The sequence below is a fragment of the Escherichia sp. MOD1-EC6021 genome, from assembly GCF_002965245.1.
Classification (GTDB): domain Bacteria; phylum Pseudomonadota; class Gammaproteobacteria; order Enterobacterales; family Enterobacteriaceae; genus Escherichia; species Escherichia coli_F.
The window spans coordinates 24527-39889 of the sequence record NZ_PTRU01000011.1; the positions used below are offsets into that span (position 1 = coordinate 24527).

20 protein-coding genes and 1 pseudogene are annotated in these 15363 nt (G+C 50.6%); 14 read left to right on the forward strand and 7 right to left on the reverse strand.

Translation table 11 applies throughout. The features are described 5' to 3' along the window. Positions 1-61: 61 nt before the first annotated feature. Together yjfN and bsmA are read right to left on the reverse strand one after the other, a co-directional pair. Positions 62-337, reverse strand: a complete 276-nt coding sequence (yjfN, locus tag BEB54_RS14205; protein ID WP_000811566.1) for a DUF1471 family protease activator YjfN — start codon at positions 335-337, stop codon at positions 62-64. A gap of 148 nt (positions 338-485) precedes the next feature. Further along, positions 486-815, reverse strand: a complete 330-nt coding sequence (gene bsmA / locus BEB54_RS14210) for a biofilm peroxide resistance protein BsmA (protein ID WP_000254636.1) — start codon at positions 813-815, stop codon at positions 486-488. A 181-nt stretch (positions 816-996) separates the two neighbouring features. On the opposite strand from bsmA, the gene yjfP reads away from it, so the two are divergent. Next, entirely contained in the window at positions 997-1746 is a 750-nt protein-coding gene (gene yjfP, locus BEB54_RS14215) for an esterase (protein WP_105277363.1), read from the forward strand. Here the strand turns inward: yjfP and ulaR are convergent. Both ulaR and ulaG read right to left on the reverse strand, forming a co-directional pair. Continuing rightward, positions 1743-2498 (reverse strand): HTH-type transcriptional regulator UlaR, encoded by a 756-nt coding sequence (ulaR, locus tag BEB54_RS14220; protein WP_000133631.1) that lies wholly within the window; start codon positions 2496-2498, stop codon positions 1743-1745. The genes yjfP and ulaR overlap by 4 nt on opposite strands. Positions 2499-2605: 107 nt before the next feature. Further along, positions 2606-3670, reverse strand: coding sequence for an L-ascorbate 6-phosphate lactonase (gene ulaG / locus BEB54_RS14225; RefSeq protein WP_001353507.1), 1065 nt, complete (start codon positions 3668-3670; stop codon positions 2606-2608). Positions 3671-4024: 354 nt separating this feature from the next. On the opposite strand from ulaG, the gene ulaA reads away from it, so the two are divergent. Genes ulaA through ulaF form a run of 6 tightly spaced genes read left to right on the forward strand, consistent with a single transcriptional unit; the run spans position 4025 to position 8431 of the window. Further along, positions 4025-5422, forward strand: coding sequence for a PTS ascorbate transporter subunit IIC (ulaA, locus tag BEB54_RS14230; protein WP_105277364.1), 1398 nt, complete (start codon positions 4025-4027; stop codon positions 5420-5422). 15 nt (positions 5423-5437) lie between these two features. Further along, positions 5438-5743: a PTS ascorbate transporter subunit IIB gene (ulaB, locus tag BEB54_RS14235; protein WP_000218362.1), complete on the forward strand. Its 306-nt coding sequence runs from the start codon at positions 5438-5440 to the stop codon at positions 5741-5743. 9 nt (positions 5744-5752) lie between these two features. Continuing rightward, the gene (gene ulaC, locus BEB54_RS14240; RefSeq protein WP_000776505.1) at positions 5753-6217 is read left to right on the forward strand and encodes a PTS ascorbate transporter subunit IIA; all 465 of its coding nucleotides are present in this window, start codon (positions 5753-5755) and stop codon (positions 6215-6217) included. 13 nt (positions 6218-6230) lie between these two features. Continuing rightward, entirely contained in the window at positions 6231-6881 is a 651-nt protein-coding gene (ulaD, locus tag BEB54_RS14245; RefSeq protein ID WP_000056740.1) for a 3-keto-L-gulonate-6-phosphate decarboxylase UlaD, read from the forward strand. 9 nt (positions 6882-6890) lie between these two features. Then, entirely contained in the window at positions 6891-7745 is an 855-nt protein-coding gene (ulaE, locus tag BEB54_RS14250; protein WP_000949498.1) for an L-ribulose-5-phosphate 3-epimerase UlaE, read from the forward strand. Further along, positions 7745-8431 carry an L-ribulose-5-phosphate 4-epimerase UlaF gene (gene ulaF / locus BEB54_RS14255; protein WP_001170788.1) on the forward strand — a complete coding sequence of 229 codons (687 nt, stop codon included), beginning with the start codon at positions 7745-7747 and terminating at the stop codon, positions 8429-8431. Before ulaE ends, ulaF begins: the two co-directional genes overlap by 1 nt. 128 nt (positions 8432-8559) lie before the next feature. Here ulaF and yjfY read toward each other — a convergent pair whose 3' ends face one another. Beyond that, entirely contained in the window at positions 8560-8835 is a 276-nt protein-coding gene (yjfY, locus tag BEB54_RS14260; RefSeq protein WP_000492914.1) for a DUF1471 family protein YjfY, read from the reverse strand. Between the two features lie 327 nt (positions 8836-9162). On the opposite strand from yjfY, the gene rpsF reads away from it, so the two are divergent. The 4 genes from rpsF to rplI are packed head-to-tail and all read left to right on the forward strand — an operon-like array spanning position 9163 to position 10602. Then, on the forward strand, positions 9163-9558 hold the full coding sequence (gene rpsF / locus BEB54_RS14265) for a 30S ribosomal protein S6 (RefSeq protein ID WP_001216676.1): 396 nt from the start codon (positions 9163-9165) through the stop codon (positions 9556-9558). A 6-nt stretch (positions 9559-9564) separates the two neighbouring features. Beyond that, on the forward strand, positions 9565-9879 hold the full coding sequence (gene priB / locus BEB54_RS14270) for a primosomal replication protein N (RefSeq protein ID WP_001296681.1): 315 nt from the start codon (positions 9565-9567) through the stop codon (positions 9877-9879). 4 nt (positions 9880-9883) lie between these two features. Beyond that, entirely contained in the window at positions 9884-10111 is a 228-nt protein-coding gene (gene rpsR / locus BEB54_RS14275; RefSeq protein WP_000135199.1) for a 30S ribosomal protein S18, read from the forward strand. A 41-nt stretch (positions 10112-10152) separates the two neighbouring features. Continuing rightward, entirely contained in the window at positions 10153-10602 is a 450-nt protein-coding gene (gene rplI / locus BEB54_RS14280; protein ID WP_001196062.1) for a 50S ribosomal protein L9, read from the forward strand. Positions 10603-10672: 70 nt separating this feature from the next. Here rplI and BEB54_RS14285 read toward each other — a convergent pair whose 3' ends face one another. Beyond that, positions 10673-11467, reverse strand: a complete 795-nt coding sequence (locus BEB54_RS14285; protein ID WP_105277365.1) for a DUF2686 family protein — start codon at positions 11465-11467, stop codon at positions 10673-10675. Between the two features lie 270 nt (positions 11468-11737). Between BEB54_RS14285 and BEB54_RS28615 the strand changes: the two are divergent. Beyond that, a pseudogene (locus tag BEB54_RS28615) lies at positions 11738-12142 on the forward strand (TetR/AcrR family transcriptional regulator); the annotation flags it as partial. On the opposite strand, the gene ytfB reads toward BEB54_RS28615, so the two are convergent. After that, a complete protein-coding gene (ytfB, locus tag BEB54_RS14295) occupies positions 12126-12764 on the reverse strand; it encodes a cell division protein YtfB (protein WP_105277366.1) in 639 nt (212 codons plus the stop codon). The pseudogene BEB54_RS28615 and the gene ytfB overlap by 17 nt on opposite strands. Positions 12765-12981: 217 nt before the next feature. Between ytfB and fklB the strand changes: the two genes are divergently transcribed. Together fklB and cycA are read left to right on the forward strand one after the other, a co-directional pair. After that, complete coding sequence (gene fklB, locus BEB54_RS14300; protein WP_000211225.1) at positions 12982-13602, forward strand: FKBP-type peptidyl-prolyl cis-trans isomerase; 621 nt, start codon at positions 12982-12984, stop codon at positions 13600-13602. Between the two features lie 308 nt (positions 13603-13910). Then, positions 13911-15323, forward strand: a complete 1413-nt coding sequence (gene cycA, locus BEB54_RS14305) for a D-serine/D-alanine/glycine transporter (RefSeq protein WP_000228352.1) — start codon at positions 13911-13913, stop codon at positions 15321-15323. Positions 15324-15363: the final 40 nt, after the last annotated feature.

A 15363-nucleotide genomic window follows, 5' to 3' on the forward strand; every position in this document is an offset into this window, starting at 1 on the left:
CTGTTGGCCGGATAAGGCACAGGTGCCGCATCCGGCATTGTTCATTTGCTGTAGATGACACTCACGCATACAGGATCGCCTGTACGCGCCAGTTATCAGGCTGCTGGTCTTCGTACATGGTAATAATGCGGTACCATGATGCACCTTGTTCATCGGCCTTTAACGCCACGATACGTTCCACGTCCTGCGGATCCCCTGAAATATTGCTAACCGAGATCTGACCTATTTCATTCAGGCCCGTCACGCAGTCAGCACTGGCGAATTCTGCAGACTGTGCCGTGGCGCTCGCAGGATAAGTCACTAATTGCAGCGAGGGTGAGGCAAGTAATTGTTTCATCGTCAGCTCCATTTTTCGTTTCCCCACATGTTGCAGGGCATTCCATCGCGGTAATAAACGCCCGAGCTTCCAGCCGGTAATTTATTGTGCACAGGTAAACGCATAGGGACGCAAAGCAATGTAAAGCTGACTATGTAAGTTGTCTGATTTATTTACGGTACAAAATGGCTTGTGAATACCACTGTCCTGTCACGATGGTTTCGTCCACCATGACGACAACGTAATAATCAGCTTTTGCAGCGACAGCTTTCGCTCTGATTTCTGCTAATGCGTCATCCGGAGAACCCCGAACCATCGTGCTTACGCTACCTATTCGCTGTAACCCTTGCGTCTGGTCGCGGCGAATCTCTTGCGGATGGTCCGTTACTGGCGGTGCTGGCTGTGGCGTACCTTGCAGTGCGCTACAGGCACTTAACATCAACACCAATAATAAACTGGCAAACCGGTAAATAACGCTATTACGTTTCCTGCTAACCATAGTGTAGTGCCTTATTAATTTAACTTTGGGGGAATGTTCCCGAATTGTTACCTGGTACGCGATTTTCGAATGAAAACGTGATGAAAGCGTAACCCACATCTCAACATTATGAACTAATACCGCCAGCAGAAACTTGTGCTAAGGATTTCTTCATGTCATACCAGACAAAAAGGAGAGACAGATGATTGAAATAGACTCGCGCGTGCTGGCAGATATTCCCGTTCTTCATGCTTATCCTGTCGGGCAAAAAGATACCCCGTTACCGTGCGTGATTTTTTATCACGGCTTTACTTCGTCCAGTCTGGTGTATAGCTATTTTGCCGTTGCGCTGGCGCAGGCTGGTTTGCGGGTAATCATGCCGGATGCGCCCGATCACGGTAGCCGTTTTAGGGGCGACGCAGCGCGGCGGTTAAATCAATTTTGGCAAATTTTGCTACAAAGTATGCAGGAATTCACTACCTTACGTGCGGCAATAGCCGAAGAAAACTGGCTGCTTGCTGACCGTCTGGCAGTCGGTGGCGCGTCGATGGGCGCGATGACGGTACTGGGAATTACCGCTCGCCACCCCACGGTGAAATGTACCGCCAGCATGATGGGATCGGGCTATTTTACATCGCTCGCCCGTTCACTGTTTCCACCGCTGATACCTGAAACGGCAGCACAGCAGAATGAATTCAATAACATTGTCGCGCCGCTGGCAGAGTGGGAAGCGACAAACCATCTGGAACAACTTGGTGACAGACCTCTACTGCTGTGGCATGGCCTTGACGATGACGTCGTGCCTGCCGACGAATCACTACGTTTGCAGCAGGCCTTAATCGAGACGGGACGGGATAAACTGCTAACCTGTTCATGGCAGCCAGGCGTGCGTCACCGCATTACGCCTGAGGCATTAGATGCTGCCGTGACATTTTTCCAGCAGCATCTTTAAACACGCAGAATGCTGACCCCTTGCGCTTCCAGTTGTTGCAGGATTTCCGGGTTAGCATTTTTGCCGGTGATCAGCATATCGATTTGATCTGCACGACTAAAGAGCATCCCCGCACGTTCGCCGATCTTACTGCTATCAACCAGTACCACCAGTTTCCCTACCACGCTCAACATCTTCTGCTCTGCCATTGCCGTCAGCATATCGGTTTTATACAACCCTTCTGCGGTCAGTCCTTTGCCGCTGGTAAACATCCAGTGCCCGGCATAGAGACTGTTTTCGCTGCCCTGTGGACTTAAGGTGATGGACTGGCTTTTGTTGTATTGGCCGCCCATGATAATCACGCTGTCATGCTCCTGATCGATCAGGTAATTCGCCAGCGGTAGATAATTAGTAATGATTTGCACTGGCTTGCCACACATTTCCCGCCCAAGCAGAAACGCGGTGGAACCGCAGTTGATGACGACGCTTTCGCCGGGATTCACCAGCTGCGAGGCTGCTTTAGCGATACGTACTTTTTCATCATGGTTCTGCGCCTGATGCAGATTCATCGGCGTCCAGCGTGGGCGCTGCTGGGTAATGGCTTCTGCGCCATTGCGCACTTTTTTCAGTTTGCCGCTTTCGTCAAGTTTATTGATATCGCGTCGAGCGGTAGCAGGCGAAATTCCCAGACGCTCAACGACTTTCTCAACGGTCACAAAGCCCAATTGTGCGAGCATTTCCAGGAGAATTTGATGTCTTTGTGCTTCAGTCATGAGCTATTCCGATAAAATTTGATTTTTTTAGATGATATTTGAAATAGCCAGGAAATACTACGCCGGATAGCGCGAACTTCTCCACGCCATCCGGTATAAACGACAGATTACAGGAACGACTTGAACGGCAGATCCGGTTCAATGGTGAAGCAATCGTCAAAACCACGTGGATAGTGGTACTCGAAGTTGTCTTTATCCAGCGGCCAGGTAAATTTGCCACCGACCTGCCAGATAAACGGCTTGAAGCCATACTTCAGGCGATCTTTTTTCATCTCCCACAGTACGCGGATCTCTTGCGGATCGGCCTGGAAGTTTGACCAGATGTCGTGGTGGAACGGGATAACCACTTTTGTATTCAGCGCTTCTGCCATACGCAGGATATCAGCACTGGTCATTTTGTCGGTGATACCACGTGGGTTTTCACCGTATGAACCTAATGCCACGTCGATCTGATGCTCGTTACCGTGCTTCGCATAGTAGTTAGAGTAGTGGGAATCGCCACTGTGATACAGGGTACCGCCCGGCGTTTTGAACAGGTAGTTTACCGCGCGATCGTCCATGCCGTCTGGCAGTACGCCAGCCGCTTTTTGATCGGCAGGCAAAGTGATCAGTGCAGTACGGTCAAACGCGTCAAGGGCATGAATTTCAATGTCTTTCACTTTAACGACATCGCCCGGTTTGACCACGATGCAACGTTCTTTCGGCACACCCCAGCCAATCCACAAATCCACGCAGGTTTTCGGCCCGATAAATGGCACGTCATCAGCGCAGTTCTGCATCACGGCAGCAGCGACGTTGACGTCGATATGATCGTTGTGATCGTGAGTTGCCAGTACCGCGTCGATCTGGCGAATCGCAAAGGGATCAAGAACAAATGGGGTGGTACGCAGGTTCGGTTGCAGTTTTTTCACGCCAGCCATGCGCTGCATCTGGTGACCCTGTTTCATTAGTGGGTTACCGTGACTTTGTTTGCCAGTACCACACCAGAAATCGACGCAAACGTTGGTGCCACCTTCCGATTTCAGCCAGATCCCGGTGCAGCCTAGCCACCACATCGCGAATGTGCCAGGAGCTACCTGTTCTTGTTCAATTTCTTCATTCAACCAGCTACCCCACTCCGGGAAAGTGCTCAGGATCCAGGATTCACGGGTGATACTTTTCACTTTACTCATCGCCATTTACCTTCATTATGGTTCAATTTGAATCAATATTTGATTGGTTTTGATTAATCCTGACACTATTTTTTCAGGAAGGCAATGACCATTTTTTGACTTTTTGCCTGATGAGTAGTTGTTGATTTTAAGGCATTAAAGATGAAAAGGATTGTGATATTTAATTAACTACATGAATTTTAATTAATAAGTTTTGCATTGTGTGAATTCCACGCTTTCTATGTGGAATTATTTGCGTGTCGCGTCACATTTAATCATAAATAATCTTGTTGTGATTACTTTTGAAAATTAGAGTGAGTGCACAACATTCCGGGTGTGCGGAATACCCGGTTACCTCTTCTTCAGGAGATCGTTATGGAGATCCTCTACAACATCTTTACCGTGTTTTTTAACCAGGTCATGACTAATGCCCCGTTACTGCTGGGTATTGTGACCTGTCTGGGCTACATCCTGCTGCGCAAAAGTGTCAGCGTGATTATCAAAGGTACGATTAAAACCATTATTGGTTTCATGTTGTTGCAGGCCGGGTCCGGCATCCTGACCAGCACCTTCAAACCGGTGGTGGCGAAAATGTCGGAGGTTTATGGCATCAATGGTGCGATTTCCGATACTTACGCTTCCATGATGGCTACCATCGAACGTATGGGCGATGCCTATAGCTGGGTGGGCTACGCGGTGTTGCTGGCACTGGCGCTGAACATCTGTTACGTGCTGCTGCGTCGCATTACCGGTATTCGCACCATCATGCTGACGGGTCACATCATGTTCCAGCAGGCGGGGCTGATTGCCGTTACGCTGTTTATCTTTGGTTACTCCATGTGGACCACCATTATCTGCACCGCGATTCTGGTTTCGCTCTACTGGGGCATCACCTCCAACATGATGTACAAGCCAACTCAGGAAGTGACGGACGGCTGTGGTTTCTCCATCGGTCACCAACAACAGTTTGCATCATGGGTTGCTTATAAAGTTGCGCCGTTCCTCGGCAAAAAAGAGGAAAGCGTTGAAGACCTCAAACTGCCAGGCTGGCTGAATATTTTCCACGACAACATCGTCTCCACGGCGATTGTCATGACCATCTTCTTTGGTGCCATTTTGCTCTCCTTCGGTATCGACACCGTGCAGGCGATGGCAGGTAAAGTGAACTGGACGGTGTACATCCTGCAAACCGGTTTCTCCTTTGCGGTGGCGATCTTCATCATCACTCAGGGCGTGCGCATGTTTGTGGCGGAACTCTCTGAAGCGTTTAACGGTATCTCCCAGCGCCTGATCCCCGGTGCGGTTCTGGCGATTGACTGTGCGGCCATCTATAGCTTCGCGCCGAACGCTGTGGTTTGGGGCTTTATGTGGGGCACCATCGGTCAACTGATTGCAGTTGGCATCCTGGTCGCCTGCGGCTCTTCCATTCTGATTATCCCTGGCTTTATCCCGATGTTCTTCTCTAATGCCACCATCGGCGTGTTTGCTAACCACTTCGGTGGCTGGCGCGCGGCGCTGAAGATTTGTCTGGTGATGGGGATGATTGAAATCTTTGGTTGCGTCTGGGCGGTGAAACTTACCGGTATGAGCGCCTGGATGGGCATGGCGGACTGGTCGATTCTGGCACCACCGATGATGCAGGGCTTCTTCTCCATCGGCATCGCCTTTATGGCCGTCATCATTGTCATTGCACTGGCTTATATGTTCTTCGCTGGCCGCGCGCTGCGCGCAGAAGAAGATGCAGAAAAACAACTGGCAGAACAGTCTGCTTAATAAGGAGTTTTGATTATGACCGTACGTATTCTGGCTGTGTGTGGTAACGGACAAGGCAGTTCCATGATCATGAAAATGAAAGTGGACCAGTTTTTAACCCAGTCGAACATCGACCACACGGTAAACAGCTGCGCGGTTGGTGAATACAAAAGCGAGTTGAGCGGCGCGGATATCATCATCGCTTCTACGCACATCGCGGGCGAGATCACCGTGACCGGCAACAAATATGTCGTTGGCGTGCGCAACATGCTCTCTCCTGCTGACTTTGGCCCGAAACTGCTGGAAGTGATCAAAGAACATTTCCCGCAGGACGTGAAGTAAGGGCGCGCTATGAAATTACGTGATTCGCTGGCGGAGAATAAATCTATCCGTCTGCAGGCTGAAGCTGAGACATGGCAGGACGCAGTGAAAATCGGCGTTGACCTGCTGGTGGCGGCGGATGTTGTCGAGCCGCGTTACTACCAGGCGATTCTGGATGCGGTTGAACAGCACGGTCCGTACTTTGTGCTCGCACCGGGCCTGGCAATGCCGCATGGTCGCCCGGAAGAGGGCGTTAAGAAAACCGGTTTTGCACTGGTGACGCTGAAAAAGCCGCTGGAGTTCAACCACGAAGATAACGACCCGGTGGATATCCTCATCACGATGGCGGCGGTCGATGCCAACACGCATCAGGAAGTGGGCATCATGCAGATCGTCAACCTGTTTGAAGATGAAGAGAATTTCGACCGTTTACGCGCCTGCCGTACCGAGCAGGAAGTCCTGGATCTCATTGACCGCACCAACGCGGCTGCTTAAGAAGGAATTGAAAATGTCATTACCGATGTTGCAAGTCGCGCTGGACAACCAGACTATGGCTAGCGCCTACGAAACTACTCGCCTGATTGCCGAAGAAGTCGACATTATCGAAGTGGGCACCATTCTGTGCGTGGGCGAAGGCGTGCGTGCGGTTCGCGATCTGAAAGCGCTTTATCCGCACAAAATCGTGCTGGCAGACGCCAAAATCGCCGATGCGGGCAAAATCCTTTCTCGTATGTGCTTCGAAGCCAACGCTGACTGGGTGACCGTGATTTGTTGTGCAGATATCAACACCGCCAAAGGCGCGCTGGACGTGGCAAAAGAGTTTAATGGCGACGTGCAGATCGAACTGACCGGTTACTGGACCTGGGAACAGGCGCAGCAGTGGCGCGACGCAGGTATCCAGCAGGTGGTTTATCACCGCAGCCGTGACGCGCAGGCCGCAGGCGTGGCGTGGGGCGAAGCGGATATCACCGCGATCAAACGTCTTTCCGATATGGGCTTCAAAGTCACCGTCACCGGTGGCCTGGCGCTGGAAGACCTGCCGCTGTTCAAAGGCATTCCGATTCATGTGTTTATCGCTGGGCGTAGTATCCGTGATGCAGCCTCTCCGGTTGAAGCCGCGCGTCAGTTCAAACGTTCCATCGCCGAACTGTGGGGCTAAGGAGCGGATATGTTGTCCAAACAAATCCCGCTTGGCATCTACGAAAAAGCGCTTCCCGCCGGGGAGTGCTGGCTGGAACGGCTGCAACTGGCAAAAACGTTAGGCTTCGATTTTGTCGAGATGTCGGTAGATGAAACGGACGATCGCCTCTCGCGCCTTGACTGGAGCCGCGAGCAGCGTCTGGCGCTGGTGAACGCGATTGTTGAAACCGGCGTGCGCGTACCATCCATGTGCCTTTCTGCTCATCGTCGTTTCCCGCTGGGCAGCGAAGATGACGCAGTGCGGGCGCAGGGGCTGGAGATTATGCGCAAAGCTATCCAGTTCGCCCAGGATGTCGGTATTCGCGTGATCCAACTGGCGGGCTACGACGTTTACTATCAGGAAGCCAATAACGAAACGCGTCGTCGTTTCCGTGACGGCCTGAAAGAGAGCGTTGAGATGGCGAGCCGCGCGCAGGTGACGCTGGCAATGGAGATCATGGATTACCCGTTGATGAACTCCATCAGCAAGGCGCTGGGTTACGCGCACTATCTTAACAACCCGTGGTTCCAGCTCTACCCGGATATCGGCAACTTGTCGGCGTGGGACAACGACGTGCAGATGGAGTTGCAGGCCGGAATCGGGCATATCGTCGCGGTGCATGTGAAAGACACCAAACCAGGCGTCTTCAAAAACGTGCCGTTTGGCGAGGGTGTGGTGGATTTCGAACGTTGCTTTGAAACGCTCAAACAGAGTGGCTATTGCGGGCCGTACCTGATTGAGATGTGGAGCGAAACGGCGGAAGACCCGGCGGCAGAAGTGGCGAAAGCGCGTGATTGGGTGAAAGCGCGCATGGCTAAAGCAGGCATGGTGGAGGCGGCATAATGCAAAAGCTGAAACAGCAGGTATTTGAAGCCAACATGGATCTGCCGCGTTACGGGCTGGTGACCTTTACCTGGGGCAACGTCAGCGCCATTGACCGCGAACGCGGGCTGGTGGTGATCAAGCCCAGCGGCGTTGCCTACGAAAGCATGAAAGCGAACGATATGGTGGTGGTTGATATGAGCGGCAAGGTGGTGGAAGGGGAGTATCGTCCGTCTTCCGACACTGCGACGCATCTTGAACTCTACCGTCGTTATCCGTCGCTTGGCGGCATTGTCCATACCCATTCCACGCATGCCACCGCATGGGCGCAAGCGGGGCTGGCGATCCCGGCATTAGGCACCACGCACGCTGACTACTTCTTTGGCGATATCCCGTGTACGCGCGGGTTAAGCGAAGAAGAAGTGCAGGGGGAATACGAGCTAAACACTGGCAAAGTGATTATCGAAACGCTGGGTGACGCCGAGCCGCTGCATACGCCGGGAATTGTGGTGTATCAGCACGGGCCGTTCGCCTGGGGGAAAGATGCTCACGATGCGGTGCATAACGCGGTGGTGATGGAAGAAGTGGCGAAAATGGCGTGGATTGCCCGCGGCATTAACCCACAACTGAATCACATCGACAGCTATCTCATGAATAAACACTTCATGCGTAAGCACGGTCCTAACGCCTATTACGGGCAGAAGTAAAACACGCGCTGCGGAAATTTCCTTCTTCGGGAGATAACTGGTCTAAGTCCGCAGCCGTTTTTCAAAAAAAGCCCCCTGAGAAGGGGGCAAAGCAAACTATGGCAATGTTTCGTTGGTTATACCTGGTGCTAGCGATAAATATCCGCGCTGGCGTGCATATTGCCGTTACTCCCCGGTTCCCGCATCAGAATCACATGGTAGTACGTTGCGCCCTGCGCATCTGTCTCTTCATTTAATGCCTGACGTGCTTCACTTTCAGTGGCGAAATTATGATTGATATAAATCACGCCTAAGCTTTGCACATCGTCCATATTTCTGGCCTGGTGGTTATTAATTTCAATGGCTGCCCATGTATTTGCACTTAGCAAAAGCACAGCCAGAAGGGCTAAAACACGGCTGAACATAGATACCTCCTCGACGGCTGACTTTGTGTGCTCTCCTCTTGTGGTGATCTTCTGATTTAATTTTAATCAATGATAAAGAAGTGGATGGTGACCATTTCTGATGCAGTTGTTCAAAAAAACACCATGATGAAGTGTGATGAACTTCAAATCAGCGTGTTAGTACGATTTGGTGAAAGATGAGATTTATTTGTCGGCTGGCCTTGAGTTTAGCGGGGTATGTCAGTACTATAACGCGTCATTTTTCAGCCGACCTTTAACACGTTCCTTGCCTCCCCGGGATTCGGCTGACCCAGACAGGAGGCTGAATAATCCGTAAGGAGCAATTCGATGCGTCATTACGAAATCGTTTTTATGGTCCATCCTGACCAGAGCGAACAGGTTCCGGGCATGATCGAGCGCTACACTGCTGCCATCACTGGTGCAGAAGGCAAGATCCACCGTCTGGAAGACTGGGGCCGCCGTCAGCTGGCTTACCCGATCAACAAACTGCACAAAGCACACTACGTTCTGATGAACGTTGAAGCTCCGCAGGAAGTGATCGATGAGCTGGAAACTACCTTCCGCTTCAACGATGCCGTTATCCGCAGCATGGTTATGCGTACCAAGCACGCTGTTACCGAAGCATCTCCGATGGTTAAAGCGAAAGACGAGCGCCGTGAGCGTCGCGATGATTTCGCAAACGAAACCGCTGATGATGCTGAAGCTGGGGATTCTGAAGAGTAATTTCTGATGACCAACCGTCTGGTGTTGTCCGGCACCGTGTGCAGGACTCCCCTTCGAAAGGTCAGTCCATCAGGAATTCCTCACTGCCAGTTCGTGCTTGAGCATCGTTCTGTGCAGGAGGAAGCCGGCTTTCACCGGCAGGCGTGGTGTCAAATGCCCGTTATTGTTAGCGGACACGAAAACCAGGCCATTACTCACAGTATAACGGTCGGCAGTCGCATAACCGTTCAGGGGTTCATTTCATGCCACAAGGCAAAGAACGGTCTGAGCAAAATGGTTTTGCATGCCGAGCAGATTGAATTGATAGATTCTGGAGACTAGCCATATGGCACGTTATTTCCGTCGTCGCAAGTTCTGCCGTTTCACCGCGGAAGGCGTTCAAGAGATCGACTATAAAGATATCGCTACGCTGAAAAACTACATCACCGAAAGCGGTAAGATTGTCCCAAGCCGTATCACCGGTACCCGTGCAAAATACCAGCGTCAGCTGGCTCGCGCTATCAAACGCGCTCGCTACCTGTCCCTGCTGCCGTACACTGATCGCCATCAGTAATCGGTCACGGTCCATTAATACGACTTTGAGAGGATAAGGTAATGCAAGTTATTCTGCTTGATAAAGTAGCAAACCTGGGTAGCCTGGGTGATCAGGTAAACGTTAAAGCGGGCTATGCTCGTAACTTCCTGGTACCGCAGGGTAAAGCTGTTCCAGCTACCAAGAAAAACATTGAATTCTTCGAAGCACGTCGCGCTGAACTGGAAGCTAAACTGGCTGAAGTTCTGGCAGCTGCTAATGCTCGCGCTGAGAAAATCAATGCACTGGAAACTGTTACCATCGCGTCTAAAGCTGGCGACGAAGGTAAATTGTTCGGTTCCATCGGTACTCGCGACATCGCTGACGCTGTAACTGCAGCTGGCGTTGAAGTGGCTAAGAGCGAAGTTCGTCTGCCGAACGGCGTTCTGCGTACCACTGGCGAACACGAAGTGAGCTTCCAGGTTCACAGCGAAGTATTCGCGAAAGTGATCGTAAACGTAGTAGCTGAATAATTCGTTATTCAACGAGACGTAAAAACGCCGACCATTGGTCGGCGTTTTGCTTTCTATTTTTCGTCAGGCATTAATTTCGCAAGTAGATCCATTCACCATTCTCTTGTGTCCATAAGTCAGGATGGTTTGCTGGCGTTAGATGCATACGATCACTCCTTATGTCTCGGTCCTGCGGCACTCGCTCGAAACCTAAACCCGAGTAGATTGCGGCTGAATTTGATAAGGAACGTAGACCAATTTTCAAATCATGGGGTAAATCAGAATACGCGTTTAGCAATGCAGCAATGATGAATCCGAGGGCATTAGAAACGCCTGTAACAGTGCGAAGTTGGTCGATATAAAGATCGATTGTTGGTAGTTCAGATGACCAGCAATTAGGCATTTGGGCAGGAAGGGTTACAACGTATCCTATCGTTTGGCCGGTATAGTCTGGAGTACCATAACCAGGTCCCAAAACCACTTCGTGTATTGTGTATTTACTGTTGGGTTCGAAGGATTCGACATCTTGCAATAAATATTTCAGTTCTGCGGTTAACCGCGCACCCGCGTAAGCTTTATTGTATTTCTGGGCGTGAATATTATCTAATGTAGCTTCATGGTTCCATCCAAAAGAATTATCACCATTCATTGTTATTCCATCGTAAGTATTACACCTCGTCGCTAGCTTATTGAATGCTTGCCAGTCTGAGAGATCTAGTTTGTGGATCTCAACAGTACGTCTGCCATCGCAATTATGATCTCTTCCACGATTTGACAGTAATGTAGCGCGTGTGTATTGATGAAATTTTAATTTTACTGGTTTGTCGGTGGACGAAAAACGGGGTGAATATGCAGGAAATGAATAAATAGTCGTTGGTAATGTCATTGTATTTTTGCCTGTTTAATTTTTTTATAAATATCGTAGTTAAATGCTCACAGAAAAAGAATCGATATTAATAAAAATAAGTTTGTTTTCTGAAGTAGTGAAAATAGCGGATAGTAAAAGATATTAATATCAAAAATCGCTCATCACGGATATAACGATGCACCCAGGGAGGGAGATGACTGACAACGCCTTACACCATACATTCTTGTTATGCGGTATGTAATTATTCTACGCTGTCGGTATCGGTAAGTTCGTTAATCAGCAGGTTAACCAGACACAAGCGCCATTGAGAAAATTATCGATTTCACCTGGGATTATTACATTGCTAACCCCTGGTTTTTAAAAATTGTGCATAGTGAAAACCAGAGTAAAGGGGGGCATTATGCAAAATCACAGCGCCTTTTAGAAATTAACCACGCACACTTACAGTTAATGGAGTCATTATTAGCTGAAGGCAAACGGCGCAATATTTTTAAGCCAGATATCGACCCGTTGCAGGTGAATATTAATATTGCTGCTCTTGGAGGATATTATTTGATCAACCAACATACGCTTGGCCTGGTTTATCACATCAGTATGGTTTCACCGCAGGCACTGGAAGCCAGGCGTAAGGTCATCAAAGAGACGATCCTTAGCTGGCTTCTGGTTGACCCTTCATCTACCGCGCGCGAATAAAACTGCCATCCAGCTGGCGGGTAAACAGAACCTGTTGATTATTTCCCGTATCAATGGTTAAGCCCGTCACCACGCCGCTGGCGTTCTGGCGGATTTTCACCATCTGCCCATTTTGCAAATTACTCAGTGGCTTATCCGCGCCTTCTACCTGCGCCATTGCATAGACATCGGTAGCGGGCAGTCCGTGGTCGCGGAACAGCTGCGCCATTGTTTTACCGGGTTCGACACGATAAGAGCGCCATTGATTGTCAATTCCGCTATCTGGCTGGAAAGGTTGCACTTGCGAGGTTTGCGGCTGCTCTTCCGGTTGGCCTTCCTGTATCGGTTCTGGAGCGACCGGAGCCACCTGATCAGGATCATTTTGTGGTGTGACTAATTGCGCCCGCAGCTGTTCTTCTGTCGGCGGTTGTGATTGCGACTGAATATCTAACTGTGCTTCACGCGTCACCACCGGCGCGTTTGGCGTATCATCAGACGGGAGTAGAAATCCGACCACCAATACAATAGCGGCAATAATGATCCCCCGACGATGCATCGGCGGTAGCGGGTCCATGAAGCGAAAATTGTCCGGCGCGTGCCAGACTTTCTCCAGGGTTGGTTTTAGTTCAAAGCGCCCGGGCATGGTTTCCTCCTGCTCCGCGTCTTGTTCCTCAATCATAGCCTATGAATAAGCTAACGCTATGATGTCCGTGGTAAACCCGCCTTTATTATATTCATACGGGATATTGCTATTGTTTCTTTTTCCCCGGGATTTGTCATCATTCCCGCGACAAAGTTTTACCCAAAGAAGTGTGGCTGATATGCTGCCCGCTACTTTATACCCTAAGAAAGGAAATACGATGACCACCCCAACTTTTGACACCATCGAAGCGCAAGCAAGCTACGGCATTGGTTTGCAGGTAGGGCAACAACTGAGTGAATCTGGCCTGGAAGGGCTGCTGCCAGAAGCACTGGTTGCAGGCATTGCCGATGCGCTGGAAGGCAAACATCCGGCTGTTCCGGTTGATGTGGTGCACCGCGCGCTGCGTGAAATCCACGAACGCGCCGATGCCGTTCGTCGTCAGCGTTTCCAGGCGATGGCTGCTGAAGGTGTGAAATACCTGGAAGAAAACGCCAAAAAAGAAGGTGTGAATAGCACCGAATCTGGCCTGCAATTCCGCGTGATCAATCAGGGGGAAGGCGCAATTCCGGCACGCACTGACCGCGTTCGTGTTCATTACACCGGAAAACTGATCGACGGCACCGTGTTTGACAGCTCCGTCGCTCGCGGCGAGCCAGCTGAATTCCCGGTTAACGGCGTGATCCCTGGCTGGATTGAAGCACTGACTCTGATGCCGGTAGGTTCTAAATGGGAACTGACTATCCCGCAGGAACTGGCCTATGGCGAGCGTGGCGCAGGCGCGTCCATCCCTCCGTTCAGCACCCTGGTGTTTGAAGTCGAACTGCTGGAAATCCTCTAAGCAGCGCATTCTGTTCCCCTCGAGCCAGAGGGGAGCAGGCATTCAGCAATAAACCCTTCAGTTTGCCAAATGGCGCTATTTTGTGTTGCAAAGACCACGTAAGCGTGTATTTTTGTGAGCTGTTTCGCGTTATCACCGTGATATGACACTCACTTTAAACATAAAATTAACATTAGATCTAAATCTTAGTATTCATCCCGCGTATTGTTACCTAATATCGATGAGTCCCGATACAGATTCGTCGTATCATAGACTGACTAAAGGCCGCAGAGCCTGAACAACACAGACAGGTACAGGAAGAAAAAAACATGGTAGATCAGGTAAAAGTCGTTGCCGATGATCAGGCTCCGGCTGAACAGTCGCTACGGCGCAATCTCACAAACCGACATATCCAGCTTATTGCCATTGGTGGGGCCATTGGTACGGGGCTGTTTATGGGGTCCGGTAAAACAATCAGCCTTGCCGGACCGTCGATCATCTTCGTTTATATGATCATCGGTTTTATGCTCTTTTTCGTGATGCGGGCAATGGGGGAATTGCTGCTTTCGAATCTGGAATACAAATCTTTTAGTGACTTCGCTTCCGATTTACTGGGGCCATGGGCGGGATATTTCACTGGCTGGACCTACTGGTTCTGCTGGGTGGTTACCGGTATGGCGGACGTGGTGGCCATCACTGCCTATGCTCAGTTCTGGTTCCCCGATCTCTCCGACTGGGTTGCCTCGCTGGCGGTGATAGTGCTGCTGCTGACGCTCAACCTCGCTACCGTGAAAATGTTCGGTGAGATGGAGTTCTGGTTTGCGATGATCAAAATTGTCGCCATCGTGTCACTGATTGTCGTCGGCCTGGTCATGGTCATGATGCACTTCCAGTCACCGACCGGTGTGGAAGCGTCGTTTGCGCATTTGTGGAATGACGGCGGCTGGTTCCCGAAAGGTTTAAGTGGCTTCTTTGCCGGATTCCAGATAGCGGTTTTCGCTTTCGTGGGGATTGAGCTGGTCGGTACAACCGCTGCGGAAACGAAAGATCCGGAGAAATCACTGCCACGTGCGATTAACTCCATTCCGATCCGTATCATTATGTTCTACGTCTTCGCGCTGATTGTGATTATGTCCGTGACGCCGTGGAGTTCGGTAGTCCCGGAGAAAAGCCCGTTCGTTGAACTTTTTGTATTGGTGGGTTTGCCTGCGGCTGCCAGCGTAATCAACTTTGTGGTGCTGACCTCTGCGGCGTCTTCCGCTAACAGCGGCGTCTTCTCTACCAGCCGTATGCTGTTTGGTCTGGCCCAGGAAGGTGTTGCGCCGAAAGCGTTCGCTAAACTTTCTAAGCGCGCCGTACCAGCGAAAGGGCTGACCTTCTCTTGTATCTGTCTGCTCGGCGGCGTGGTGATGTTGTATGTGAATCCAAGTGTAATTGGCGCGTTCACGATGATCACGACTGTTTCCGCGATTCTGTTTATGTTCGTCTGGACGATTATCCTTTGCTCATACCTGGTGTATCGCAAACAGCGTCCGCACCTGCATGAGAAATCAATCTACAAGATGCCGCTCGGTAAGCTGATGTGCTGGGTATGTATGGCGTTCTTTGTGTTCGTGATCGTGCTGCTGACACTGGAAGATGACACTCGCCAGGCGCTGCTGGTTACCCCGCTGTGGTTTATCGCGCTGGGGTTGGGCTGGTTGTTTATTGGTAAGAAGCGGACTGCTGAACTGCGGAAGTAACGGCTTTATCATGCTGGATGGCGCAATGCCATCCAGCTTT